Consider the following 24357-nt stretch of genomic DNA (forward strand, 5'->3'; position numbering starts at 1 on the left):
TTGTCCCTGCGTCAGGGTCAACCGTCGCGGCGGCCCTCACCACGGAGGGCGCGTTCTAGCGCGCCCGGTACGGGTTCTTCCACAGGTACACCCTGCGGTGCTTGCTGTCGTTGCCCGCGATGAGCCGACCGTCCCGGCTGAAGGCCACGTCCTGGATCACGTTGGCTGCCCCTCGGCGCTGGTCGACAGGATGGCGCGTGGTTTGCGGGTGGCCACGTTCCACAGCAACAGACCATATTCGGAGGGGGTGGCGAGCGTCTTGCCGTCCGGGCTGAATGCCAGGCCCTCGGCCGTCTTGGACTGGCCGGTGGGGCCGAGGGAGGCCGTGGGCCCGAACGAGCGATAGGGAAGGTTCGGGCCGCGGTCGGGGGAAGAGCCGGGGAGGTGGACGGCGATCAGGACGACGGCGAGGACGAGGATCCCGACTCCGCCGAGCAGCACGGGCAGCCCCGGGGCGGGCGTGGTGAGCGGGTCCGGGACCGGCGGGTTCGGCGAGGTGTCCGCGCTCGGTGGGGTCGCGGGACCGCCGGGGGCGGCGCCCCGTGCCGGGTCGTGCGCTGCCGGAGCCGACGGCGGCGGTACCGAGGCGGCGGGCCCGGACCCGCGCGGCGACAGTGATGTGCGTGTCTCGGCGTCGGGAAAGCCGGGGGCGCCCAGCGAACCAGAGGCGTTGAGCGGGCCGGGTGTCACGCGCTCGGGCCCTGGCGGGGACACCACGGTGCGTGGGTGGGCGTCGGCGACGCCCGTCGTGTCGACCCGCCGGCACCGCTCGATGACCTCGGCGAGGGTCGGCCACCGCTCCGGCTCCTTCTCCAGGCATCCGGCGGCGATGGCCCGGAGCGGCTCGGGGCAGCCGTCGAGGTCGGGGGCCTGCTCCAGGATGCGGTAGACCACGCCGTGGTCGGTGCCACCGCCGAAGGCGAGCCGTCCGGTGGCGGCGAAGTGGACGACGACTCCGAGGGCGAACACATCACCGGCTTCGGTGACGCTCTGCCCCCTGATGTATTCGGGCGCCATGTAGGCGGGCGTTCCGGTGCGCATTCCGGTGGCGGTCACCGTGGTGACGTCCGCGGCCCGGGCGATACCGAAGTCGATGACCTTGGGACCCTCGGCGGTGAGGATGATGTTGGAGGGTTTCGGGTCACGGTGGATCACATCGGCGGCGTGGATGGACTGCAGGGCTTCCGCCACCCTGGCGATCAGCCCCAGCGCCGCGTCGGCCGCCAACGGCCCGCTGTCGGCGACCGCGTGCTGCAGGGACGGCCCGGGCACGTAGGCCGTGGCCAGCCAGGGCTCATCGGCCCGCAGATCCGCGTCCACGACCGGCACGGTGTACACCCCTTGCACCCGCCGGGCCGCCGCCACCTCCTGCTCGAAGCGCTTGCGGAACGTCGCGTCGCCCGCGTATTCGCGGTGTACGACCTTGACCGCCACCGCGCTGCCGGCCGGTGTGTACGCCCCAGGTAGACGCGGCCCATCCCGCCCGCGCCCAACATCGCCTCCAGCCGGTACGGACCGGCCTGAGGAGGATCAGCATGCCCCAGTGGGCTGTGGGGTGGCGGAGATGTCGGCCACCCCGGCTGTCCCCCCGCATCAACAGGCGGTATCGCCGGTCGACCGTGCTCCGATCGGGACATGCTCCCCGTCACCCCGTCTCTCACCGTTCGAGCGAGCGACAGCGTAAACGAACCCACCACCCGTAACAGCGCTCCCCCTCAAGGCGCCAGGAAGTCACTCCGAACCGCCACGTCACATCGGGATTGGCCGCCCGCTGGGGGGTACTCAGGACGCCGGAAAACGACGGCACAGGGAGGGACCACCCCAGTGGACGAGAAGAACACGGCCGAGAAGAACACGGCCGAGAAGAACGCTGCCGGGAAGAACACGGGCGAGAAGAGCGCGGCCGAGAAGAACATCTTTGTGATCGGCCTCGACGAGGCCAATGAGCCCATTCTGGAGAGTGGACCCGGTGCCGACCGGTACCGGTTCCACCGCCTGCTCACCATCGAGGATCTGCAGAGCGGCGAGGTGTCCGTGGCGGATCTCATCGCCAAGGCGGAGGGTGTGCTGGATGCCTTCGAGGGCAGCGTCGACGCGATCGTCGGCTACTGGGACTTTCCGGTGAGCACGCTCGTACCGATTCTCGGCGAGCGCTACGGCACGCGCAGCACGAGCCTGGAGTCGGTGGTCAAGTGCGAGCACAAGTACTGGAGTCGGCTGGAGCAGCGGAAGGTGATCGATGAGTGCCCACGGTTCGGCCGGGTGGATCTGGAGGCGCGCGACCCACAGCCACCAGAGGGTGTCCGCTTCCCGATGTGGCTCAAGCCGGCCCTCGCGTACTCCTCCGAGCTGGCCTTCTCCGTCAAGGACGAGGAGGAGTTCCGTACGGCGGTCGGCGAGATCCGTGATGGCATCGGCCGCGTCGGCAAGCCCTTCGAGTCCGTCCTCGAACGGCTGGAACTCCCACCGGAGATGGAAGGTGTGGGCGGTCAGGTGTGCCTCGCGGAGGAGGCGCTGAACGGAGTGCAGGTCGCCGTGGAGGGATACGTCCACCGCGGCGAGGTCACCGTCTACGGCGTGCTGGACTCCATCGACTACCCCGACAGCCCGTCCTTTCTGCGCCACCAGTACCCCTCGGCCCTGCCGGAGCCCGTGATCCGGCGGCTGCATGACGTCTCCCGGCGGGTCATGCGGCAGATCGGCATGGACGGGGCGACGTTCAGCATCGAGTACTTCTACGACGCCGGGACGGACGAGATCAATCTCCTGGAGATCAACCCCCGGCACTCCCAGTCGCACGCCGAGCTCTTCGCCTACGTCGACGGGGTGTCCAATCACCACTGCATGCTCAGCCTCGCCCTCGGCGAGGACCCCGCCCTGCCGTACCGCGCCGGCCCCTACCGGATGGCCGCCAAGTGGTACTACCGGTGGTTCGCCGACGGCGTGGTCCACGACACCCCCGTCGACGAGGAGATCGAGCGGATCGAGCGCGAGATCCCGGGCGTACGGATCGATGTGGTGCCCGAGGAGGGGCAGCGGCTCTCGCAGATGGACCAGCAGGACAGCTACAGCTTCGAACTCGCTCACATCTTCACCGGCGGAGACAGCGAGGAGGACCTGCGCGAGAAGTACGACCGCTGTGTCGCCGCCCTGAACCGCCTCTTCGACGCCACCGCCCCCGGCGGTCGGCAGGAAGAGAAGCAGAAGAGCGAACAGGAGAGGGAGCGGGGCTGAGCCCCGGCTGCGACCGCCCACGGACGCGGCCGGTGTGCCGGTGGCGTCCGTGGGCACCCGTGCACCCCCGCCACCAGGGAAGGAGCAGATCGGCCCTATGCGCCTCGTGAGCAATCTGCCGTGCGCGACAAAGGAAGAGGAACACGTCACGATCCCCATGTCCGACGGCATTCGCCTGTCGGCGCGCATCTGGCGTCCCACGTCCTCGGACGAGGAGCCGGTGCCCGCGGTGCTGGAGTACATCCCCTACCGGAAACGGGATCTGACCTCTGTGCGCGACTCCATCCACCATCCGTACATCGCCGGTCATGGCTACGCCTGTGTCCGCGTCGATCTGCGGGGCACCGGGGAGTCGGAGGGGGTGCTGACGGACGAATACCTGGGACAGGAGCAGGCGGACGCCGAGGAGATCCTGGCGTGGCTCGCCGAGCAGCCCTGGTGTGATGGTGCCACCGGCATGATGGGCATCTCCTGGGGTGCCTTCGCCGCCCTGCAGGTGGCCGCCCGGCGGCCGCCGAGTCTGCGCGCCATCGTCATCGCCTCGTTCACCGACGACCGGTACGCCGATGACATGCACTACATGGGCGGTGCCCTGCTGTCCGACAACCTCGCCGAGGCGGGCACCATGTTCGCCTACGCCACGTGTCCGCCGGACCCGGCGGTGGTCGGCGAGCGCTGGCGCGAGATGTGGCACGAGCGGCTGGAGAACGCCCGCCCCTGGGTGCTGGAGTGGCTGCGCCACCAGCGCCGCGACGACTACTGGCGGCATGCCTCGGTGTGCGAGGACTACCAGGCCGTACAGTGCCCCGTGCTGGCCTCCAGCGGCTGGGCGGACGGTTACTCCAACGCCGTGACGCGGCTGCTCGGCCAGCTGGACGTACCGCGCAGGGGTCTGATCGGCCCGTGGTCGCACAAGTACCCGCACCTGGGCGAGCCGGGCCCGGCCATCGGCTATCTCCAGGAGGTGGTGCGGTGGTGGGACCACTGGCTGAAGGGCATGGACAACGGCGTCATGGACGGGCCCATGCTGTGGACGTGGATGCAGGACAGCGTGGCGCCGTCCACCGCCTACGAGGAACGGCCCGGCCGCTGGATCGCGGAGCCCCGGTGGCCCTCCCCCAACGTCGAGCCGGCCGTGCACCCGCTGACCGGCCGGCGCATCGGCGCCCCCGGTGACACGTCGTCCGGGCAGGAGGCGCAGGGCGAGCCGCTGACCGTCCAATCGCCGCTGTCCGTCGGCCAGTTCGCCGGAAAGTGGGCCTCCTACAACGCACCTCCGGACCTGCCGTACGACCAGCGGGAGGAGGACGGCGGTTCGCTGGTGTTCGAGACCGATCCGCTCACCGAGCGGGTGGAGATCCTCGGCTCGCCCTCCGTCGAACTGGACCTGTCGGTCAATGAACCGGTCGCCATGGTGGCCGCCCGGCTGTCCGATGTGGCTCCGGACGGCCGCGCCACCCGTGTCACCTACGGTCTGCTCAATGTCGCCCACCGCGAGACCATCGGCGACCCCGAGCCGCTGGAGCCCGGCCGGCGCTACCGCGCCCGTGTCCGGCTCAACGGGGTGGCCCAGGCGTTTCCGCCCGGTCACCGCATCCGGCTGTCGCTGTCCACGTCGTACTGGCCGCTCGCCTGGCCCCCGCCGAGGCCGGCGCTGCTGACCGTCCACGAGGCCACCAGCACCCTCACGCTGCCGCTGCGCCGGGCCTCGTCGGGCGAGGATCAGCCCCCGCGCCCGTTCGGGGAGCCCGAGGGCACGCCCCCCGTCGCCACGACCCGGCTCACGCCCCGCGAGGAGCGCTGGGACGTCAAGCGCGACCTGGTCGGCTACCGGTCCGAGCTGGAGATCGTCAAGGACGCGGGCACCCAGCGCTTCGAAGACATCGGGATGGATGTCGGCCGCCGGGCGTACGAGCGCTACACCGCGGTCGCGGACGACTTCACCTCGGTCGGTGGCGAGTCGACCTGGACCATGCGCTTCCACCGCGACGACTGGGACGTACGCGTGGTGACGAGCACGGTGCTGCGCTCCAGCGAGACGGAGTTCTTCGTCGATGCCACGCTGGACGGCTACGAGGGCGACCGGCGGGTGTTCTCGCGCACCTGGAACGAGACGCTGCCCCGCGACTGTCTGTGACCGTCCTCGCGCCGCATCGCACGCGCACACCACGGCTCTGTGCGGGTACTCGGCGCTGATGGTGTTCAAGACGCTGCCGGGGGTGTACGCGCCGCAGGACGACACGTGCCTGCTGGCCGAGGCGTTGCTGCGGGAGCACATCACGGCCGGCACGGCCGTCCTGGACGTGGGGACCGGCAGCGGGGCCCTGGCCCTGGTCGCGGCCGGGCGCGGTGCGGCCCAGGTGACCGCGGTGGACGTCTCACCGCTCGCCGTGGGCGCCACCTGGCTGCGGGCCCGCCTCAAGGGGCTGCCGGTGCGTGTCCTCCACGGCGACCTGCTGACACCGGTGGCCGGCCGCGGGTTCGATCTCATCGTCGCCAACCCGCCCTATGTGCCGGTGGCGGGGCGGCGGGCCCGCCGGGGCCGCGGTCTGGCCTGGCGGGCCGGGGCCGACGGGCGGGCGCTGCTCGACCGGATCTGCCGGGACGCGCCACCGTTGCTGCGTCCCGGCGGCGTGCTGCTGCTGGTGCACTCGGCGCTGAGCGGGGCGGAGCGAACCGTGGCGCAGTTGACGGAGAGCGGGCTGCGGACGGCCGTGGCCGACCGCCGCACGATCCCGTTCGGGCCGGTGCTGCGCGCGCAGGCGCCCTGGCTGGAGGCCCAGGGGCTGATCGCCCCGGGCGAGACGAAGGAAGAGCTGGTGGTGATCCGTGCCGAACGACGAACGTGACCGCGCGGTGCGGGTGCGGCTGGGGACCGATGGCCCGATGCTGATCGAGGGACCGGTCGAGATCACCCTGCCCGACGGCAGCGTGGTGCGCTCCGACCGTTTCACGGTGGCCGTGTGCCTGTGCGGCCGCAGCGCGCGCTACCCGTGGTGCGATACCAGCCACCGCCGCAGGCCGCCCAGGTCGCGGCGCGGATCGGAGGCGAAGTAGAAGAGCGCCGCCCGCCGCTCCATGCCGCCCCGCCGTCGCCGCCCCCACCGGAGCCCCGCGCACCCCCTGCGCAGGTGTTCTCCAGGTGAAGCGCGATCAACGGAGGTCTGAAATCGTGGTGGGTGGGGCACTCAGGGCATATGCGCTGTGGAGTGATCGACATCGGATCCCGTACGGTCCACCTCATGATCGCCGACCTGGCTCCGGGCAGGCCCCCGGAGCCGGTGGCATCGTGGAAACAGCCGGTCCGTGTGGCCGAGGCGACCGATCGCCAGGGGGTGATCCGGCCTGACGCGATCCGGTCCCTGGTCAGCGCCGTGACCGCGAGTGCCGCGGCCGCACTCGCCCACCATGTCGACCGTCTGATCCCCTTCGCCACATCGGCGGTGCGGGACGCGACCAACCGGGACGCCGTGCTCGGCGAGATCGAAGCCGCCACCGGTATCCGCGTGGGTTTCATGACCGGCGAAGAGGAGGCACGGCTGACGTTCAGGGCGGCACGCGGCTGGCTCGGCTGGTCGGCGGGGCGGATCCTGCTCCTCGACATCGGCGGTGGCTCGCTGGAAATCGCCTGTGGCGGCGGCAGGTACCCCGACCTCGCCGTCTCCCTGCCCCTGGGCGCCGACCGGCTCACCCGCCACCATCTGCCCGATGCCACGCCGGTGAAGAAGCGGGACGTCCAAGCGTTGCGCCGGCACGTACGCTCCGTGCTCCGTCAGTGCACCGCCGAACTGCGCGCACAGCCGGCGCCACTCTCCTGCGTCGCCACGTCCAGGACCTTCACGCAACTGGCCCGCCTCGCCGGAAGGCCACAGCCCCACAACGGCCTGCCCGCGCCCCACAGTCTCAGCCGGAAGGACCTGGGGCCCTGGGTGCCCCAACTCGCGGCCAAAACGGACGAGCAGCGAGCGAGGCTGCGCGGCATCTCCGCCTCCAGGGCGCATCAGTCCCTGGCCGGTGCGATCGTCGCGGAGGCCGCCATGGAGGTCATGGAGGTGAAGCGACTCACCACCTGCCCGTGGGGCCTGCGCGAGGGCGTCCTGCTCGACTACGTCTCCGGCCTCGAAGACGAGCCTCCCGCTCCCCCGGCGCTCACCTCGCTCCCGGCCCTCGACGGCCACCGGCGGCTCCACGGCATCGGGGCGGTTGCGGCCGACGCATGAGAACGGGAAGCCGTGACACGAGCGTCGTCCAGGGCACTGTGCTGCCGGTCGACGGCGGCCGCGTGGCCGTCCGACCCGGCACGGACGGCGGCCGCACGGCCCTGGGCCTCGCCCACCGGGAGGATCCAGGGCCGGTCTCCATCTGATGGCCTCCGCGGGCAATCTGTGTAGCCTGGCGGAAGGGCCCAGGGAGCGCACCAGGAGAGAAGAACGCGAGCCCAGGGGTGGTGCCCATGGTGACGATGACGGTCGTGCTGTCCATCGTGTTCGCCCTGCTCGCGGCCGGCAGCAACGCACTCGGGACGGTGTTGCAGCGCCGCGCCGCGCTCACTGTTCCCGCGTCACGATCATTGCGCCTCGGGCTGATCCGCGACCTTCTGCACACTCCGGTCTGGTTCGGCGGGATGCTCGGCGTCGTCTTCGCCGCTCTCTTTCAGGCCCTCGCGCTGGCCACCGGATCGCTGGCCACCGTACAGCCCATCTTCATTCTCGAACTTCCGCTGGCGCTGGTGATCGGAGGGATCGTCTTTCGTGTCGGTGTGACGCGCAAGGCATGGATCTGCGTGGCCTGCATCGTCGGTGGGCTGGCTCTGGTCCTCTTCTCCCTGGCCCCCACCGGAGGGCGCGACCAGGTGCCCGGGATCTGGTGGGTGCCGGGGCTCGCGGTCACCGGAGGGATCGGTGCCGCCCTCGTTCTCGCCGGTCTGCGGCGCCCCACCGGTCTGATGCGAGCGGCCTGCCTCGCCGCAGCGGCGGCCATCGGAAACGCCGTCACCGCGGCGCTGGTCAAGTCGGCCATGAACATTCTTTCCGATCAGGGCGCCGTCGCCTTTTTCACCGCGTGGCAGACGTACAGCTTCGCGGCTGTCGGCGCCTTTTCCCTGTTCCTGCTGGGGGTCGCCATGCAAGGGGGCCCGCTGATCGGCTCGCAACCCGCTTTGACGCTCGGCGATGCCACGGTGAGCTTCTGTCTCGGTGTGACGCTCTACGGCGAGCAGCCGCGCACCGGATTCTGGCTCGTACCGGCGCTGCTGGGGCTGGGTGTGCTCCTGTACGGGATTTTCGGGCTGTCCCATACGCGTTGCCTCGCCCAGTGTGTCGACCGGAGCAGGGATGAACTCGGTGGCCTCGGGGAGCCCGCAGCGGCGCGCGGGTGACGTCACCAGTAGAATCGTGAATACGGCGAAGTTGGGCCTCCCGGACAAAATGAGCGTCGTGGCGTCGGACCTCTACGAGCTGTTGGAGGGGCGAAAGTGATCAGCCACTATGCCTACGCCGTCGAGCCGTGGTGTCTGCGCGAGACCGAGCTCAACCTGGACGTACTCGCGCAGAGTGAATCCGTGTTCTCCGTGGCCAACGGGCATGTCGGCTGGCGCGGCAACCTCGATGAGGGCGAGCCGCACGCCCTGCCCGGCAGCTATCTCAACGGTGTGCACGAGCAGCATCCGCTGCCGTACGCGGAAGCCGGCTACGGATTCCCCGAGTCCGGCCAGACGGTGATCAACGTGACCAACGGCAAGCTCATCCGGCTGCTGGTCGACGACGAACCGTTCGACTTGCGCTACGGGCGGTTGCGTTCGCATGAGCGCGTGCTCGATCTGCGCACCGGCCTGCTCCACCGCGTCTGCGAGTGGACGTCGCCGGTCGGCAGGACGGTACGGGTGCGCTCCACCAGGCTGGTCTCCTTCACCCAGCGCGCCATCGCCGCGGTCGCCTACGAAGTGGAGCCGGTGGACGCCCGAACGAACGTGGTCGTGCAGTCGGAGCTCGTCGCCAATGAGCAACTGCCCGCGCTCAGCGGAGATCCCCGGGTCGGCGCCGCCCTGAGGTCGTGCCTTCGGCCCGAGGAGCACGCCGCGGTCGATACGCGGTTGCGCCTGGTGCACCACACGGCGGCGAGCAATCAGCGGATCGCGGCCGCGGCCGACCATGTGGTGCGGGGCCCCGGATCCACCCGGAGCTCCAGTGAGAGCGCGGACGACGTGGGCCGCTTCACCGTCAGCGCGGTCCTGGTGCCCGGCGAGACGCTTCGCATCGAGAAGTTCGTCTCCTACGGCTGGTCCGGAATCCGCTCGCTGCCGGCCGTCCGGGACCAGGTCGAGGCCGCGCTCACCGGGGCGCGCAACACCGGCTGGCAGGGCCTGGTCGACCAGCAGCGCGAGTATCTCGACGGCTTCTGGCGCCATGCCGACATCGAGGTCGACGGCGACGCGGAAATCCAGCAGGCCGTCCGCTTCGCCCTCTTCCATGTGCTGCAGGCGGGCAGCCGGGCCGAGCAGCGGTCGATCCCGGCCAAGGGCCTGACCGGCTCCGGATACGACGGACACGCCTTCTGGGACACCGAGACGTTCGTTCTGCCACTGCTCACCTACACCTCGCCGAACTGCGTCGCAGAGGCCCTGCACTGGCGGCAGAACACCCTGCCGGCGGCGCGGGCGCGCGCCAGGCAGCTCGGACTGCGGGGTGCGGTCTTCCCATGGCGCACGATCGACGGGGCGGAGTGCTCCGGGTACTGGCCGGCCGGGACCGCGGCCTTCCACATCAACGCGGATATCGCCGCCGCCGTCGTGCGCTACGTCTGGGCCACCGGCGACACCGACTTCGAACGGCGCACCGGTGTGGAACTGCTGGTGGAAACGGCCCGGCTGTGGCATTCCCTCGGTCACCACGATTCCGGGGGCCGCTTTCACATCGATGGCGTCACCGGCCCCGACGAGTACAGCGCGCTCGCGAACGACAACGCCTACACCAACCTCATGGCCCGGGCGAATCTGCTGGCCGCCGCCGATGTGGCAGAGCGCCACCCGGAGCAGGCCGCGGCACTCGGTGTCGACAAGGAAGAGGCCGCCACATGGCGTGACGCGGCCAAGGCGATGTCCGTGCCGTATGTGAGTGCGCTCGGGCTGCACGAGCAGTCGGCCGGCTACACCGGCCTCGACGTATGGGATTTCGCGGACACGCCACCCGAGCTGTACCCGCTGATGCTGCACTTCCCGTATTTCGACTTGTACCGGAAGCAGGTGGTCAAACAGGCGGACCTGGTGCTGGCGATGTATCTGTGCGGCGATGCCTTCGAAGCCGACCAGAAGGCGCGCAACTTCGCCTATTACGAACCGCTGACGGTCCGGGACTCCTCGCTGTCGGCCTGTGTCCAGTGTGTGATGGCCGCCGAAGTGGGCCATGTGCGGCTCGCCTTCGACTACCTGGGCGAGGCCGCGCTGATGGACCTGGCGGATCTGGAGAAGAACACCCGCGACGGCCTGCACATCGCCTCCCTGGCAGGCACCTGGGTGGGACTGGTCGCCGGCTTCGGCGGCATGCGCGACCACGGGGACCTCCTGTACTTCGCGCCCCGGCTTCCCGAGAGCCTCAGCCGGCTGGCCTTCTCCGTGCTGATCCGGCAGCGCTGCCTGCGGGTCGACATCACGGGCTCGCAGGTCACCTACACACTGCGGGATGGCGAGCCGCTCCGGATCAGCCACGGCGGCGAGGTCATCACCCTGTCCAAGGGCTCGCCCGAGACCCGCCCCGTCGAGCGCCCAGCGGCCCTGCCCGAGCCCGCCCAACCGCCGGGCAGACGACCCGCACCACGCCGCTGACCGTCACCCACCGGTCAGGCCGGTGCCGATCCGGGCCGGGGCCCGTCCGTTGCCCGGACAGCCCGCGCCGGTGCTACTCGGGATGCTGCGTGAGGGGCTGCTCGGTCCAGACGGTCTTCCCCTGCCCGTTGTAGCGGATGCCCCAGTTCTGGGCGAGTTGGGCGCAGATGAACAGGCCGCGGCCGCCCTCGTCGACGGTCCCGGCGTGCCGCAGCCGGGGGGCGGTGGGGCTGGAGTCGTGGACCTCGCAGGTGAGGGTCCGATCTTTGATGAGGCGCAGACGCACGGGCGGCGCGCCGTAGCGCAGGGCGTTGGTGACCAGTTCGCTGACGATCTCTTCCGTGGCGTAGGCGGTGTCCTCGTCCAGGCCCCAGGTGGCGAGTTGGGACCGGGCGTGCCGGCGCGCGATCGCCGGGGCGGTCGCGTCGTCGTCCAGGGGCCAGGCGGCGGCGCGGTCGGCGGGGAAGGCGTGCGTGCGGGCGAGGAGGAGGATGGCATCGCCCGAGAGGGCGTCTGCGCGCAGCCGGTAGAGGACGTCGTCGCACAGGTCTTGCACGGGTCGGTCGACATCGGCGAGCACGCGCGGGAGCAGCCGCGGGCCGCCGGTGCCGTCCTCGGCCCGGTCGGCGGCCGGCAGCGCGGCCGTGTAGAGGGCGAGGACATCACCGTCGGCGACGGGGACGGTGGTGGTGGCGAACGGGGGGCCGCTCCCGCCGCCGAGGGCCGCGCCGACGGCCAGGTCGAGAACGCGGGGGGTCTCCTCGGGCCCGGCGAGCATGGGCGGCGGGTGTCCGGCGGAGGCGATGGCGCAGGTACGGGAGAACGGGTCGTACATCACGCACAGGCACGTCGCGCTGAGCGGCTGCCTGCGCAGCGGGTCATCCGCGGGCAGCGCCTTCCGCTCCCACACGAGGCGGGTGACGGTGTCGTCGAGCCGGGCGAGGAGTTCGTCGGGTCCCAGGTCGAGTGCGGCGAGCGAGTGGATGACGGTCCGCAGCTGTCCCATGGTGGTCGCGGTCTGGATGCCATGGCCGGCGACCTGGCCGACCACCAGGGCGGTGCGGGCACCGGGCAGGCCGAAGACGTCGAACCAGCCGCCGCCTCCCTGGTCGTCGGGCACGTTCAGGTGGGCGGTCTCGACCGCGGTCTGGGAGGCGGGAACCGGGGCCAGCAGGTGGCGCTGGAGCGCCGAGGCGATGGTGTGCTCGTGGGTGTAGCGGCGGGCGTTGTCGATGCTCAGGGCGGTGTGTGTGGCCAGTTCCAGGATGAGGGCGACGTCCCTGTCATCGAAGATGGCGGCTTGCCGGGTGCGGTAGAGGCTGACCAGTCCGAGGACCGTTCCACGCAGGGTTAGGGGCGCGGTGAGCAGGGCACGTACGCCGGATTCGAGGATCGCCCGGCCCCGCGCGGGGTCGGCGGCCAGCCAGGGGGTGTCCGGTCCCAGGACGACCGCGCGGGGCTTGAGGTCGACCAGCGCCTGGGCGTAGGGCGTGGGGAAGAACAGGGCGCGCACGTCGCCCACCGGATGCGCCCGGGTCTGCCGTTCACCGCCGCTGTGAGCGAAGGCGGCGCGGCGCAGCGGCACATCCCGTCCCAGCGGGCTGAGCGGCGGTTTCTCCCCGCGCACCACGGGCTCGACCACCTCCACCACAGCGACATCGGCGAAGCCCGGGACCAACGCCTCGACCAGCTCCTGGCAGGTGGCCACCACGTCCAGGGTGCGTCCCACCCGCTCCCGCACGGCGCGCATGGTCCGCAGCCTGCGGCGGGTCTTCTCCTGATCCGTGACATCGGCTGCCATGACCACTGCCCCCAGCCCGTCCCGCAACGGGAACGCCGAGATGGCGAGGTGCGTCCGCTGAAGATCGTTCTTCGGGCGAGCGGGCACGACCTGCCCCGGCACGGGAGCACCGCTTGCCAGGACCTGGCGCAGTATCCGTTCCACATCGGCCGGGGCGGAGAGGGACCATACGGCGCTGAGGGAACGTCCCTTCAGCTGCTGAAGGTCCGTGCCGCACATATGTTGTGCGGCCGCGTTGGCCGACACCACACGGAGCTCGCCGTCGACGACGAACAACGGGCCCGGCGCGTAGGCGTGTATCGCTTCGAGCACCGCCGCCTTGATGGCGGTCAGCGTCCCGTTCGCCGGTGGCAGGAAGATTTTCCATACCACCGAACCGTCGTGCCGCGGCAGCGGCTGGACGTGCAGCCCTTCGCCGGCGGGTCCGGACGCGACATCACGCAGATCGACCTGGCGGGAGTCGTCCACATCCGCACTGCCGGCGGGCGGGGCAGAGCCGAGCAGGTCGGTCACCGGGCGCCCGATCACCTCGTCAGCCGGGCGGCCGAGCAGCTCTTCTGCCCGGTGGCTCCACTCCACCACCTTGCCACTGCTGTCGACGATCAACAGCGGGGTATCACCGGCCACGGCAACCACCTCCACCTCCCAGCATGCTGGGTAGCCAGGGGATTCGCCGCGCCCGCGGGACCGACGAGGGCGGTGGCGCCTCAACCCGTGGGTTGACCGGGGCAATCAACCCACGGGCCGACGTTCCGCGCCCGCGTGCGCGGCACGCTCTACGCCATGACGACCACCGACTACCTGATCTCCGCCGCCCTGATCCTCCTGGTGATCCCGCAGATCCGCGGCACCCGCCAGACACCACGCAACGCACTGCTGCCCGTGCTGGCCGTCGCCGCCGCGGCCGCGTACTACCTGCGGTCCTTCCCGACCCAGGGGCACGACGTCCAGCTCGACCTCGTGGGGGTCCTCGCCGGGGCGGCCCTGGGCGCCGCGTGTGGCGCCGCCACAGTTGTGCAGCGCGGCTCGGACGGAGTCGCCCTGGCCAAGGCCGGAGCGGTCGCCGCGGCCCTGTGGATCGTGGGCATGGCCTCGCGCGCCGGATTCGAGTACTGGGCGACCCACGGCGGCTCCACGACGGTCGCACAGTTCAGCCGCGACAACCTGATCACCGGTTCCGCTGCGTGGACGGCCGCCCTGCTGCTGATGGCCCTGGCACAGGTCCTGTCCCGGCTCGCCGTGGTGCGGATCAAGGCGCGGCGGATGCCCTCTGCCGCCGCCGCTCCGGTGCGAGCTTGAGGCGGATGCCGTTGAGGTCGACGCCGCTGAGGCTGACGCTCTTGGGGCCGATGCTCTCGACGCCGACACTCTTGCGGCCGATGCCGTCCGTGCTGGGCACGGGGCACGGCGTCCGACCACCAGCCCTGGCCCGCTGCTCCGGGCCCGCGCCCGGGCCGGAGCCGGTTGCGAAGCTGACGCGGCGCGTTCCTATTCTTCAGAGTATGACGGACTTCCCGGACGGCGCGCCGCTCGCGGTCAGTCCGCGGCTGACCGCGGCGCTCGCCGGTGCCCGGGTCCGGCGAGCGCGCCGGAGCCGGCGCCTGCGACCGGTGCTGTGGGGCATCCTGGCCGCCATCGGCGTGCAGTCCCTGTATGCCGATCCGGGACCCGGGGTGCAGGGGGTGCACCTCGCCGTCACTCTGGTGCTGGCCGGCTGCGTGCTGCCGCTGGCCGCCGTCGCCTCGGGGCTGTGGCAGGTCGCGAAGCCCCTCACCTGCGTGGCGTTCTGCCTGTCGGTCGCCGGGTTCGGGCTCGCGCTCGGCGTCCTCCAGCCCGGTTCGATGTCCGTGCTGCCGCCATCGGCGGCCGTGCTGACCGCCTTCCTCGTGCTGCGGCGACGGCAGGCCGCACTGCTCGGCGGCGTCCTCGTGGCCGGTCTGATTGCCGCCGCGGTCGCCGGTGCGGACGGCGGCGTGGCCAACCTGGCCAGTCAGCTGCTGTTCTGCGTGGTCCTCGCCCTGATGGCGATCAGCATGCGGCAGGCAGGCGACCACGAGGAGCGCACGGAGTTGCTGCTCGCCCAGCTCCAGGACGCCCGGGAGGCGGAGGCCGAGGCCGCCGCGCTGGCCGAGCGCACCCGCATCGCCCAGGACCTGCACGATGTGCTCGCCCAGACCCTCTCCGGCCTCGCCGTTCAGGTACAGGCCGCACGGCGGATGGCCCGGCGCGATCAGGCCGGCGACGATCTGCGGGAGCTGCTCGACCGGGCCGGCACGCTCGTCAAGGAGGGGCTGGGCGACGCACGCCGGGCCGTGAGCGCCCTGCGCGGACAGCGAACGCCCTCGCTGGAGCGTCTGACGGAGCTGGTCGAGCGCTACCGCGTGGACCTGGAGCTCGACGTGACGCTGTCCGTCGTCGGGGCGCGTCGCCCGCTGCCCGCCGAGGCGGATCTCGCCCTGTACCGCGGCGCGCAGGAGGCGCTGACCAACGCGGCCCGCTACGCACGCGGCGCCCGCACCACCGTGACCCTCCGCTACGCACCGGATGCCACCGTATTGACGATCGAGGACCGGCGGCCCGCACCGGGCCCGGCCCCCTCGCCACTGGCCGTGGGCTCCGGCCTGGGCCTGACCGGCATGCGGGAGCGGCTGCGCGAAGTCGGCGGAAGCGCCGGTGCGGGGCCGGCCCAGGACGGCTGGAAGGTGCGGATGGAGGTCCCGGCATGACGGGGCCCGGCGAGCGGATCAGCGTCCTGATCGCGGACGATCAGCAGGTCGTACGAGGCGGGCTCGTGCTGCTGATCGGCATGCTGGACGGCATCGAGGTGGTGGGCGCGGCCCGCGACGGTGCCGAGGCGGTGGAACTCACCGAGCGGCTCCGCCCGGACGTGGTGCTGATGGACCTCAACATGCCGGTCCTCGACGGCGTCGCGGCCACGGCGGCCCTCCGGGAAAGGGTGCCGGGCAGCGCCGTACTGGTGCTGACCACCTACGTGGACGACGACTCCGTCTTTCCGGCGCTGCGGGCGGGCGCGCGGGGCTATCTGACCAAGGACGCGGACGACGACGAGGTGGAGACGGCGATCCGGCATGTGCACGCCGGACGCACCTGGCTCGACTCCGTGGTCCAGGCCCGCCTGGTCGCTGCCCTCCAGCCGGGCCAAGCCGCCCCGACGGCCACGCCACCCCACCCACCCGGCTCCGCCCGCCGGGGAGCGGACCCGCTGCCGGACGGTCTGACCCCCCGCGAGGCCGAGGTGCTCGCCCTCATCGCCCAGGGCCTGTCCAACGCCGAGATCTGCGCCAGGCTCGTCGTCGGCCAGGCCACCGTGAAGACGCACATCAACCGGATCTTCGCCAAGATCGGCGCGACCGACCGCGCCCAGGCGGTGGGCTACGCCTACCGGAACGACCTGGTGGATGGCGGCTGAACCCGGAGCGCGTCACATGGCGGGGCTCGGAGCCGGATACCTGAGGCACGCCCAATCCGGCCGGGTACGTTCACCAGTGAACTGATCAGCCTTCCCGACGGCACGAAGGCCCGGCTGTCAGGTGAGTTCTCCACCCCGTGGCGCACCCTGACCATCGGCGACCGTCCCGGTGATCTCGCCGAATCGCACCTGATCGAGAACCTGAACGAACCGTGTGCGTTCGCCGACACATCATGGATCTCGCCCGGCACATACGTCGGCGTGTGGTGGGAACTGCAGCGGCGCCACACGACCTGGACCGCGGGGCCACGCCACGGGGCGACGACCGAGCGTGTCAAGCAGTACATCGACTTCGCCAGGGAGGCGGGCGCGAGCAGCGTTCTCGCGGAGGGATGGAACACCCATGCCGGCGGCCAGTGGACCGGCCAGGACTTCCTGACGCCACAGCCGGACTTCGATCTGCCGGAGGTGCTGCGCTACGCACGGGCCAACGGCATCGGGTTCACCGCTCACAACGAGACCCGCGGCTTCGTCGACTACTACGAGCGGCACCTGGACACGATCTTCGCGCGGTACGCCGAGCTCGGCATCCACTCGGTCAAGACCGGCTATGCGACCAGGTTCGAGCTGGGCGGGGTGAACCGCAGCCACTTCGACCAGGAAGCCGTGCGCCACTATCAGCGGGTCGTCGAGACCGCGGCCCGCTACAAGATCATGATCATCGCGCACGAGGCCATCAAGCCGACCGGACTGGCACGCACCTACCCGAACATGATGACCGGTGAGGGGGTGGCCGGGATGGAGCAGCAGAACTACATGGGGAAGCTCGGGAATCCGCCGGAGCAGGCCACCATCCTGCCGTTCACCCGGTTCATGGGCGGGCCGGCCGACTACACCCCGGGCGTGCTCAACGTGACCTGGGACCCGGCTGGGCTCGGTACCCGCGTGCAGACGACATCGGCCACGCAACTCGCGCTGTACTCGCTGTTCTTCAGCCCGCTCCAGATGCTGGCCGACACCCCGGAGAACTACCGCTCCCACCCAGGTTTCGCCTATCTGAAGGACCTCCCGGCCAGCTGGGACGAGACCCGGTTCCTGGACTGCGCGATCGGCGACTACACGGTCGCCGCCCGCCGCAAGGACCACACCTGGTATCTCGGCGCGATCACCGACGAGCAGGACCGGACACTGCGGGTGCCGCTGCGGTTCCTGGGACCGGGTCGGTACAGAGCCGAGATCTACCGCGATGCCGCTGACACCAGCTGGCACGACAACCCGCTCTCGATCGATGTCCAGACCACAACGGTGCGATCGTCCACTGTGCTCACCCTGCGACTCGTCGCCGGCGGCGGCACCGCGATCCGGTTCCGCCCCGCGCGCTCCTGACCGGCACCGGCGAACGGGCGGAGAGCAGGGACAAGTAGCGCTCTCCGTCCAGGCGCGGCCTCAGCCGTGAATTCATGAGCGGTCGTCGTTCGGACGGATTCTTCCGGCCCAGAGCAGTGCGTCTTCGGCCTGGGCCGCCGGCTCGGTGACGAGGTCGGCCGCGGAAGGCACATCGGTGATGAGGTCGACTCCCTCGCCCGCCCAGACCGGCAGGGGCGGAATCACCCCTCGTGCCACGTCGTCCTGATCGATCGCCCAGCACAGAACCCTGACACCCCACGGCTGGTCGGCGCCCTCCGCGACGATCGGCAACTCCGGCTCCAGCCAAGCCCGGTCCCCAAACGCACCGCCGAGCAGACCGAGCCCACCCGCACGGGAGACGGCCGCGGCCAGTGCGCCCCCGGCCGCACCGCCCATCGGTCAGCACGATCGGGTGCCGCAGGCCCAACAACGCCGTCAACTCCGTCGACGACGCCATGCCCCATCATCTCCCGCATGGCTCTGCGGGGTACGGCACACCTACGATTCCGGGAAACACAAAGTGCTGGCCGACACGCGTCTCGACCAGCACTCTCGCGAAGCCCGTGGGCTATCAGTAAGTGTCCGAGGGGGGATGTGGACCAACGCCCCACGGCTCACGCCCCTCACGACGGTGCTGACGCTGGCGTAGCCTCGTTGGAGACCCGGATCGAGACCCTGCCGGAGGCACACCCTCTCCCCGGTCCTGACCTCGATTCCGGGAGTCGGGGTCAGGACCGCCACCTTGCTGGTCACCGTCGGCGACGGCACCAGCTTCCCCACCGCTGCCCACCTGGCGTCCTACGCCGGCCTCGCCCCGACAACAAGGTCGTCGGGGACCTCGATCCACGGCGAGCACGCGCCCAGAGGCGGCAACCGGCAACTCAAGCGGGCCATGTTCCTGTCCGCGTTCGCCACCCTGCACGATCCCGCCTCCCGTTCCTACTACGACCGATGCCGGACCTGCGGGAAGACCCGCACACAGGCTCTTCTCCGCCTGGCCCGCCACCGCATCAGCGTGCTGTTCGCGATGCTCCCGCCTCGGTGGGACACACCCTGCGTGGCGCTGATGGGACCGACGGAGCCCTAGACCGACCGGCCGGAAAACCACCTAAATCACTGGTATTGCCCCTAGGGGACCGAAGCCACCCTCGCCCACCCGGCGTCGCGACTGTTGACGTACTCAGGCCGCAGCCGGTAACTGTTTACGAGTCACTTTCAAACCGGTTTAGAAATCGGTATGCACCAAGCCGAAGCCGTGACCGAATCAGCACCCGGAAGACCTCGTCAACCGACGCACGCCCCGCACGGCAGCGTTGTCAGGATCTGGGCGCGCCCAAAGGAGTCCGCATGACGGAAAACGGAGTCGTACCCCTGCCCGATCGACGTCGCGTCCTACTCGGGGGTCTCGGGATCACCGCCGGTGTCGCCGGGCTGACGCTGTCGGTGCCAGCTCTCGCGCGGGCTGCGGAGGCCGGTGGGAGTCGAGCGGTCACGGATGACATTCAGCTCATCATCGAACGCCTGCGACAGCGGTTTCTTGCCCAGGGCGACCAGGTGAGGATCGCCAATGGCATCTTCCTCGCCCGTACGTCCGAGGCCCTGGCCTATGTCGATTCCCTGCGCGCCGACGGCTCGTGGCCCAATGTGGACTACGACGACACCACCAGTTCCGCCAATGGTCGGGTCTGGTCGCCCTATCACGCGCTGTACCGCATGATCGCAATGGCTCACGCCTACCGTGACCCGGATGCCGCGGGCTACGGCAAACCGGAGCTGATCGAGGCCCTGAACCGTGCGCTTCTCTACTGGGACAGTGTCAAACCGACCAGCACGAACTGGTGGGAAGTCGAGATCGGCAAGTCGATGGCCATGGGCCGGGTGTCAATCTTCGTCGGCGACGAACTCAGCATCGAGGCGCGGGAGGTGACCTACGCCCACAACACCGGCCGCCTGGACCCAGCCGGGGCGAACGGCTCCTGGAGGACCGAGAACTACCTCTATGAGGCCGTCGCGAAGCACGCGACCGCCGACATCGAGCAGGGTTACGCCACCATGTCGCAGACGGTCGCCGTCGACAGCAGCGGTAAGGTCACCGAGGCCGTGCAGGTGGACTCGTCCTTCTGGGCACATGGGGCGCAGCTCTACAGCGAGGGCTACGGCATGGCCCTGTTCACCATCGTCGCGGCCTGGGCCGATGTCGCGCGCGGCACCAGCTTCGCCTTCTCGCCCGAGGACATCGACGCCATGGCCTTCTACATCCTCGACGGGACCCGCTGGCTGATCCGCGGGGAGATCGGGATGATGTATCTCGGGTACCGTCCCCCCAATACCATCGATGGCATTACGAGTTACGCGGCCGACTTCCTCGAGCCGCTCGACCGGATGGTTCGGGCTGATGAGACGAACTCGGCGGCGTATCAGCGACTTGCCGACAATATCCGCGGGAAGATCCGGGAGAACGGCGTCACCGGGCATAAGTATTTCTGGCGCTCGGAGTTCTCCTCACATCTGCGGGACGAGTATGGAATCTTCACCAGGGTGAATTCCCCTCGCATGAAGGGCAGTGAGTACCGCTCCACCTTCCGGCCCGAAGTCGGCAACGAGATCGACTGGAATGCGGCGGGAGCCACCTCGATCCAGGTCACGAACCGGGAATACGATGACCTCGTACCCGCCTTCGACTGGTTCCACTACCCGGGTGTCACCGCGCCTTACACCAAGGTGACGACGCAGTCGAGTCCCTCCAACCGCGGCAGCTTCACCGGCGGCGTCTCCGACGGGCGTTACGGGGCAAGCGTCTTCACCCTCGACCGGTTCTCGACGACGGGGCGCAAGAGCTACTTCTACTTCGACGATGAGATGGTCGCGCTCGGCGCCGGGATCAGTTCCACCTCGCAGCACGCCGTCCATACGACCGTCAATCAGGGAGCGGCCCGGCCCAATGCCTCCGTCGGCGGCAAGGCCGTACGCCCGGGGACCGATTCAGCTGCCACCGGCGCCTCATGGGCGTACAACGACGAGATCGGCTATGTCTTCCCGGAGGGCGGGCCGTTGAAGGTCTCGAACAAGGAGCAGACCGGGAGCTGGCTCGACCGTGATCCGGTGAAGCGGAATGCCTTTACCCTCTTCTTCGACCACGGCACCACCCCGGACGGAGCCAAATACGCCTACGTCCTCCTTCCCGGCGCGACACCCGAGAAGGTCCGCTCCTATGCGGCCAAGCCGGTCGTCAAGATCCTGCGCAACGACGAGCAGGTCCAAGCAGTCCGCCACCCGCGGCTGCGGCTGACGATGGCGACCTTCCACGCCGCGGGCTCCCTCGACCTGGGATCAGGCCGCACGCTGCGGGTCGATCAGCCCGCCATCATCATGCTCGACGAGGACGGCAGCTCCGCCGTGGTGAGCGTCGCCAACCCCGACCAGCCCGGCCTGACGGTCTCCGTCGCCCTTGCCGCCCCCGGCCGCACCCGTCGTGCCAGCTTCCCGCTGGGCGCCGGCCCGAACCTCGGCAAGACAGTGACGCAGCCCCTCAGGTGACGCGAAGCGCAGACATGAACCGGCTTGCGGCCGACGGCTTCTCTCCGCCGGCCGCAAGCCGGTTCAGCCTCGATCCACCGACGCGGCTTGAGAGTGATCTTTTGAGCGGCTTGTGAGCCGGGTGTGAGAGCGGTAACCGTGGCTGGACAGGTGTTGCCCGCTGGTCTGTCCAGCTCTTCCACGTTTCGGCTCCGGTCGGGCCCTGGCGGGCGGGTGGTCGGGGACGTCATCGTTGATGGCGAGGACGGCGCGTCTGACAGGGTTTCATGCCGCAGGTGATCGGGAAGCGGGGGCCGGTCCGGCGGCAGGCGGCGATCACCCCGGCGTCGTAGAACTGAGTGTCGGCGCGCGGGATGCGCAGACCGGTGCAGCCGGCCTCGACGGCGGTGGCCAGCGCCTCGCTGACGGATTTCGGGGCGCCGAGGGAGTCGGGCCGCTTTGCCGCGGCGCATCCGCACGGCGGCGCTCGCCGGCCGGGAGGTGGGGGTGCAGATCGTGGCGAGCAGCGGGTGCAGGGTGCGTACCCCCTTGAACCGGCCGTACGGGGCGTCCTGCTTGGTCCGGCCGTAGACCCGTCTGTGGGTGGAGTCGACGTCGATGAACGCCACCTGCCCCGCGCCCGGCAGCAGCGAGGTGTGTGCGGCCGGCGCGGCCAGGAATCTGCGGTGCACGGCGTGGAGCTGGAGCGCGTGACCGTGGGTGAACGCACGTAGGAACGTACCCAGGGTGGAGAGGGCGCGGATCCCGCCGAACAGAGTCGGCATCGCTCCGTGCCGCAGGACGTCCAGGTCGTTCATGCTGTCCGCACCCGCGCCCATGCCGGCCACGATGCTGGTGACCTCGGCATCCGCCGCGGCACCCGCGCTGTTCTTCGCCCCGGTCAGCTTCACCTCGCCCACGGCCAGACGGGCAAGTCCGCACCGCTCGGCCAGTCGCATCACTGGGACCAGCCCGGCATACGCGACCAGATTCCGGTCATCGAACACGGCGCACACCGACCATCAGATCGGCGCCCTCTGTCATATCGAGACCGGTTTTGGCCAGGCCCGCGATGATACCGATCGCCCACTCATTTCCGGCGGCCCACCACCACCGAGAGCCAGAGCGACGTTGTGAGCCACCTGCGGGTGCGACGTACGTCGCACCCGAGCCCCGGCCCAACAGCCCGCGTCACACCCGCAACGGTGAAGAGCCGGTTCACAGGTCAGAGGCGTCAGTCCGCAGTCCGCTCCAGAGCGGCTACGCCGATCGCGCTGTCCGCCATCCCGTAGAACACATAGACAGTCCCCGCGATGCGCTCGATCGCAGTCGGGAAGACAACGTTGCCAAGCGTTCCTACCGTCTCCTCGTGGGTCTTCGGAGACAGCCACGGCTCCTGCGAGCGCGCCAGCACCCGCGCCGGATCGTCCGGGTCCAGCAGCATGCCCCCGGCCCGGTAGACGGCGCCATGGCTGAGCTCAAAGCCCCTCGCGACCGGACCGGTCACACCGTGGTGGATGAGCAGCCAGCCCTCGGGCACCCGCAGCGGCGGCGGACCCGCACCGATCTTCGCCACCTCGAACGGCATCTCCGGAGCGGCCACCGGAGCGGAGTGCCGCAGCGAGGTCAGCGCCGAAAGATCGCGGCGGGCCGCCTCGGCGTCGACGTACGCGATCCAGATCGACGGGCGGCCGTCGGCCACCCCGGCCGGGGCCGGGGCGCCCTCGCCCGGGCGCAGCCAGTCCAGGTCCCACATCGGCCGGTGCAGCATCGCAAAGCTCGCACGGCCGTCGGGGCCGGGCACGATCTCGGGGAAGAAGACAAGGTCTTTATTGGGGAAGAAGTTCAAGTCGGTGGACAGGTGCGACTGATACGTGAAATGCAGTGGGCCCAGACGACGCCAGCTGATCGTGTCCGTAGAGACGGCCAACGCGGGCCGCGGGCCGAGCGGACCGTAGGCGACGTACGTCATGACGTGCACGCCCAGGTCGGGGATGAAGGTGATGCGGGGGTCCTCCACACCGGCATTGTGTGCACCCCGCTCGAAGCCTTCGTCCGGGGACAGCACCACGCCCTGGCGCTCGACGCCGACCGGTACGCCGTCTTCGATCACGACACGGGCGCGGCCGATCCGGGAGACATTGCCTGCCGCGACCATGCGGGGGAAGAGATAGAGCTCGCCGTCGGGTCCCCAGGCGGTGGCCGGATTGAGGACGCCCTCGGCCTCCAGGGGGTCGGTGGGGTCGGCGTTCATGAGCACGCCGACCCGGTTCAGTGCATACGGGAGCGCGCTTTCGGTGTTGAGCCGGGTCATACCTAGCCTTTGATCGCGGATCCGAGGTTGGCGGAGGTGAAGTGGCGCTGGAAGAGCAGAAAGAGGACGACGGCCGGCACCGCCAGCACGCAGGCACCGGCGAGCACAGCGCCCATGGGATTGGCCTGGAAGGTGGAATTGGCCTGCGAGAAGTTCGCCAGGCTGACCGCGAGGGGCTGCATCCCCTGGTCCTTGGTCACCAGGAACGGCCAGAGGAACTCGTTCCACGGGCCGATGAAGGTCACCAGCATGGCTGTGAGAATCGCCGGGCGCACCAGTGGCACCGCCACAGAGCGCAGGATGCGCAGCTCACTCGCTCCGTCCATGCGCGCCGCGTCGAAGATCTCGCGCGGGATCTGAAGGAAGTACTGGCGGAAGATGAGCACGGCGACGGAGTTGATGGCGAACGGCAGGATCATTCCGGCGTAGCTGTCGGCGAGGCCGAAGTAACGCACCACCATCACGTACAGCGGGATCATCAGCAGCTGGAACGGGATCGCCTGGACCAGCAGGACGAGCGCGAACACCAGGCCGCGGCCGCGGAAGCGCAGGATCGCCAGGGCGTAGCCGGCCAGCAGACCGAAGACCAGCGTGCAGACCACCACCCCGACCGTCATGATCAGCGAGTTGGCCAGGGCGCCCAACAGGCTGAACGAGTCGTCGATACCGGCGAGGTTGTCCAGGGTCAGGTTGCTCGGCTTCGGCAGCAGGCCGCCGAGGCCGGTGTCGCGCTTCTTCTGTAGCGCCCCGATGAGCATGTAGTAGAACGGCAGCAGCGCGGCGATGGCGCCGAGGCCGAGCGCGGCGTAGCGCAGGATGCGCAGGGTGCGGGCCAT

The 24357-nt window shown here is 70.2% G+C and carries 17 protein-coding genes and 2 pseudogenes; 14 read left to right on the forward strand and 5 right to left on the reverse strand.

The window, feature by feature from the left end:
* Nucleotides 1–156: 156 nt before the first annotated feature.
* Nucleotides 157–1437 (reverse strand): annotated as a pseudogene (locus tag ACFYOY_RS14700) (protein kinase); the annotation flags it as partial.
* A gap of 477 nt (nt 1438–1914) precedes the next feature.
* Between ACFYOY_RS14700 and ACFYOY_RS14705 the strand changes: the two are divergent.
* From ACFYOY_RS14705 to ACFYOY_RS14740, 8 genes are all read left to right on the forward strand, one after another.
* Entirely contained in the window at nt 1915–3234 is a 1320-nt protein-coding gene (locus ACFYOY_RS14705) for an ATP-grasp domain-containing protein (protein WP_351879506.1), read from the forward strand.
* Nucleotides 3235–3331: 97 nt separating this feature from the next.
* Nucleotides 3332–5371 carry a CocE/NonD family hydrolase gene (locus ACFYOY_RS14710; RefSeq protein WP_351878125.1) on the forward strand — a complete coding sequence of 680 codons (2040 nt, stop codon included), beginning with the start codon at nt 3332–3334 and terminating at the stop codon, nt 5369–5371.
* Between the two features lie 58 nt (nt 5372–5429).
* Entirely contained in the window at nt 5430–6083 is a 654-nt protein-coding gene (locus tag ACFYOY_RS14715) for a HemK2/MTQ2 family protein methyltransferase (RefSeq protein WP_351878127.1), read from the forward strand.
* Nucleotides 6064–6291: a CDGSH iron-sulfur domain-containing protein gene (locus tag ACFYOY_RS14720; protein WP_351878130.1), complete on the forward strand. Its 228-nt coding sequence runs from the start codon at nt 6064–6066 to the stop codon at nt 6289–6291. Before ACFYOY_RS14715 ends, ACFYOY_RS14720 begins: the two co-directional genes overlap by 20 nt.
* A gap of 140 nt (nt 6292–6431) precedes the next feature.
* On the forward strand, nt 6432–7454 hold the full coding sequence (locus ACFYOY_RS14725; RefSeq protein ID WP_351878133.1) for a Ppx/GppA phosphatase family protein: 1023 nt from the start codon (nt 6432–6434) through the stop codon (nt 7452–7454).
* Nucleotides 7451–7600 (forward strand): hypothetical protein, encoded by a 150-nt coding sequence (locus ACFYOY_RS14730; RefSeq protein ID WP_388587275.1) that lies wholly within the window; start codon nt 7451–7453, stop codon nt 7598–7600. Before ACFYOY_RS14725 ends, ACFYOY_RS14730 begins: the two co-directional genes overlap by 4 nt.
* Before the next feature lie 87 nt (nt 7601–7687).
* Nucleotides 7688–8611 (forward strand): DMT family transporter, encoded by a 924-nt coding sequence (locus tag ACFYOY_RS14735; protein ID WP_388587278.1) that lies wholly within the window; start codon nt 7688–7690, stop codon nt 8609–8611.
* A 96-nt stretch (nt 8612–8707) separates the two neighbouring features.
* Nucleotides 8708–11053: a glycosyl hydrolase family 65 protein gene (locus ACFYOY_RS14740; protein WP_351878139.1), complete on the forward strand. Its 2346-nt coding sequence runs from the start codon at nt 8708–8710 to the stop codon at nt 11051–11053.
* 73 nt (nt 11054–11126) lie between these two features.
* Here ACFYOY_RS14740 and ACFYOY_RS14745 read toward each other — a convergent pair whose 3' ends face one another.
* Nucleotides 11127–13481, reverse strand: coding sequence for a SpoIIE family protein phosphatase (locus tag ACFYOY_RS14745; RefSeq protein WP_388587281.1), 2355 nt, complete (start codon nt 13479–13481; stop codon nt 11127–11129).
* A 156-nt stretch (nt 13482–13637) separates the two neighbouring features.
* On the opposite strand from ACFYOY_RS14745, the gene ACFYOY_RS14750 reads away from it, so the two are divergent.
* The 4 genes from ACFYOY_RS14750 (at nt 13638) to ACFYOY_RS14765 (ending at nt 17670) form a co-directional block, all read left to right on the forward strand.
* On the forward strand, nt 13638–14153 hold the full coding sequence (locus ACFYOY_RS14750; RefSeq protein ID WP_388587283.1) for a hypothetical protein: 516 nt from the start codon (nt 13638–13640) through the stop codon (nt 14151–14153).
* A 203-nt stretch (nt 14154–14356) separates the two neighbouring features.
* Nucleotides 14357–15580 (forward strand): sensor histidine kinase, encoded by a 1224-nt coding sequence (locus ACFYOY_RS14755; protein WP_388587286.1) that lies wholly within the window; start codon nt 14357–14359, stop codon nt 15578–15580.
* Entirely contained in the window at nt 15577–16284 is a 708-nt protein-coding gene (locus ACFYOY_RS14760; RefSeq protein WP_388587288.1) for a response regulator, read from the forward strand. Before ACFYOY_RS14755 ends, ACFYOY_RS14760 begins: the two co-directional genes overlap by 4 nt.
* An 84-nt stretch (nt 16285–16368) precedes the next feature.
* Nucleotides 16369–17670 carry a glycoside hydrolase family 97 catalytic domain-containing protein gene (locus tag ACFYOY_RS14765; protein WP_388587623.1) on the forward strand — a complete coding sequence of 434 codons (1302 nt, stop codon included), beginning with the start codon at nt 16369–16371 and terminating at the stop codon, nt 17668–17670.
* A 72-nt stretch (nt 17671–17742) separates the two neighbouring features.
* Here the strand turns inward: ACFYOY_RS14765 and ACFYOY_RS14770 are convergent, their stop codons facing one another.
* A complete protein-coding gene (locus ACFYOY_RS14770) occupies nt 17743–18087 on the reverse strand; it encodes a hypothetical protein (RefSeq protein ID WP_351878154.1) in 345 nt (114 codons plus the stop codon).
* 267 nt (nt 18088–18354) lie between these two features.
* Here ACFYOY_RS14770 and ACFYOY_RS14775 point away from each other — a divergent pair.
* Nucleotides 18355–18778, forward strand: a pseudogene (locus tag ACFYOY_RS14775) (transposase); the annotation flags it as partial.
* Nucleotides 18779–19038: 260 nt separating this feature from the next.
* The gene (locus ACFYOY_RS14780; protein WP_388587291.1) at nt 19039–21228 is read left to right on the forward strand and encodes a polysaccharide lyase family 8 super-sandwich domain-containing protein; all 2190 of its coding nucleotides are present in this window, start codon (nt 19039–19041) and stop codon (nt 21226–21228) included.
* 1213 nt (nt 21229–22441) lie between these two features.
* Here the strand turns inward: ACFYOY_RS14780 and ACFYOY_RS14785 are convergent.
* Both ACFYOY_RS14785 and ACFYOY_RS14790 read right to left on the reverse strand, forming a co-directional pair.
* Nucleotides 22442–23521 carry a glycosidase gene (locus ACFYOY_RS14785; protein WP_351878160.1) on the reverse strand — a complete coding sequence of 360 codons (1080 nt, stop codon included), beginning with the start codon at nt 23519–23521 and terminating at the stop codon, nt 22442–22444.
* 2 nt (nt 23522–23523) lie between these two features.
* Complete coding sequence (locus ACFYOY_RS14790) at nt 23524–24357, reverse strand: carbohydrate ABC transporter permease (protein WP_262700791.1); 834 nt, start codon at nt 24355–24357, stop codon at nt 23524–23526.

Origin of the sequence: Streptomyces sp. NPDC007875 (assembly GCF_042868035.1) — a bacterium.
GTDB classification, from domain to species: Bacteria; Actinomycetota; Actinomycetes; order Streptomycetales; family Streptomycetaceae; genus Streptomyces; species Streptomyces antimycoticus.

Coding starts and splice junctions, on each gene's coding strand:
- ACFYOY_RS14710 (WP_351878125.1), top strand. CDS start 3,332: ATGCGCCTCGTGAGCAATCTGCCGTGCGCGACAAAGGAAGAGGAACAC.
- ACFYOY_RS14715 (WP_351878127.1), top strand. CDS start 5,430: ATGGTGTTCAAGACGCTGCCGGGGGTGTACGCGCCGCAGGACGACACG.
- ACFYOY_RS14725 (WP_351878133.1), top strand. CDS start 6,432: ATGCGCTGTGGAGTGATCGACATCGGATCCCGTACGGTCCACCTCATG.
- ACFYOY_RS14730 (WP_388587275.1), top strand. CDS start 7,451: ATGAGAACGGGAAGCCGTGACACGAGCGTCGTCCAGGGCACTGTGCTG.
- ACFYOY_RS14735 (WP_388587278.1), top strand. CDS start 7,688: ATGGTGACGATGACGGTCGTGCTGTCCATCGTGTTCGCCCTGCTCGCG.
- ACFYOY_RS14750 (WP_388587283.1), top strand. CDS start 13,638: ATGACGACCACCGACTACCTGATCTCCGCCGCCCTGATCCTCCTGGTG.
- ACFYOY_RS14755 (WP_388587286.1), top strand. CDS start 14,357: ATGACGGACTTCCCGGACGGCGCGCCGCTCGCGGTCAGTCCGCGGCTG.
- ACFYOY_RS14760 (WP_388587288.1), top strand. CDS start 15,577: ATGACGGGGCCCGGCGAGCGGATCAGCGTCCTGATCGCGGACGATCAG.
- ACFYOY_RS14770 (WP_351878154.1), bottom strand. CDS start 18,087: ATGGGCGGTGCGGCCGGGGGCGCACTGGCCGCGGCCGTCTCCCGTGCG.
- ACFYOY_RS14780 (WP_388587291.1), top strand. CDS start 19,039: ATGACGGAAAACGGAGTCGTACCCCTGCCCGATCGACGTCGCGTCCTA.
- ACFYOY_RS14785 (WP_351878160.1), bottom strand. CDS start 23,521: ATGACCCGGCTCAACACCGAAAGCGCGCTCCCGTATGCACTGAACCGG.
- ACFYOY_RS14790 (WP_262700791.1), bottom strand. CDS start 24,357: ATGGCCCGCACCCTGCGCATCCTGCGCTACGCCGCGCTCGGCCTCGGC.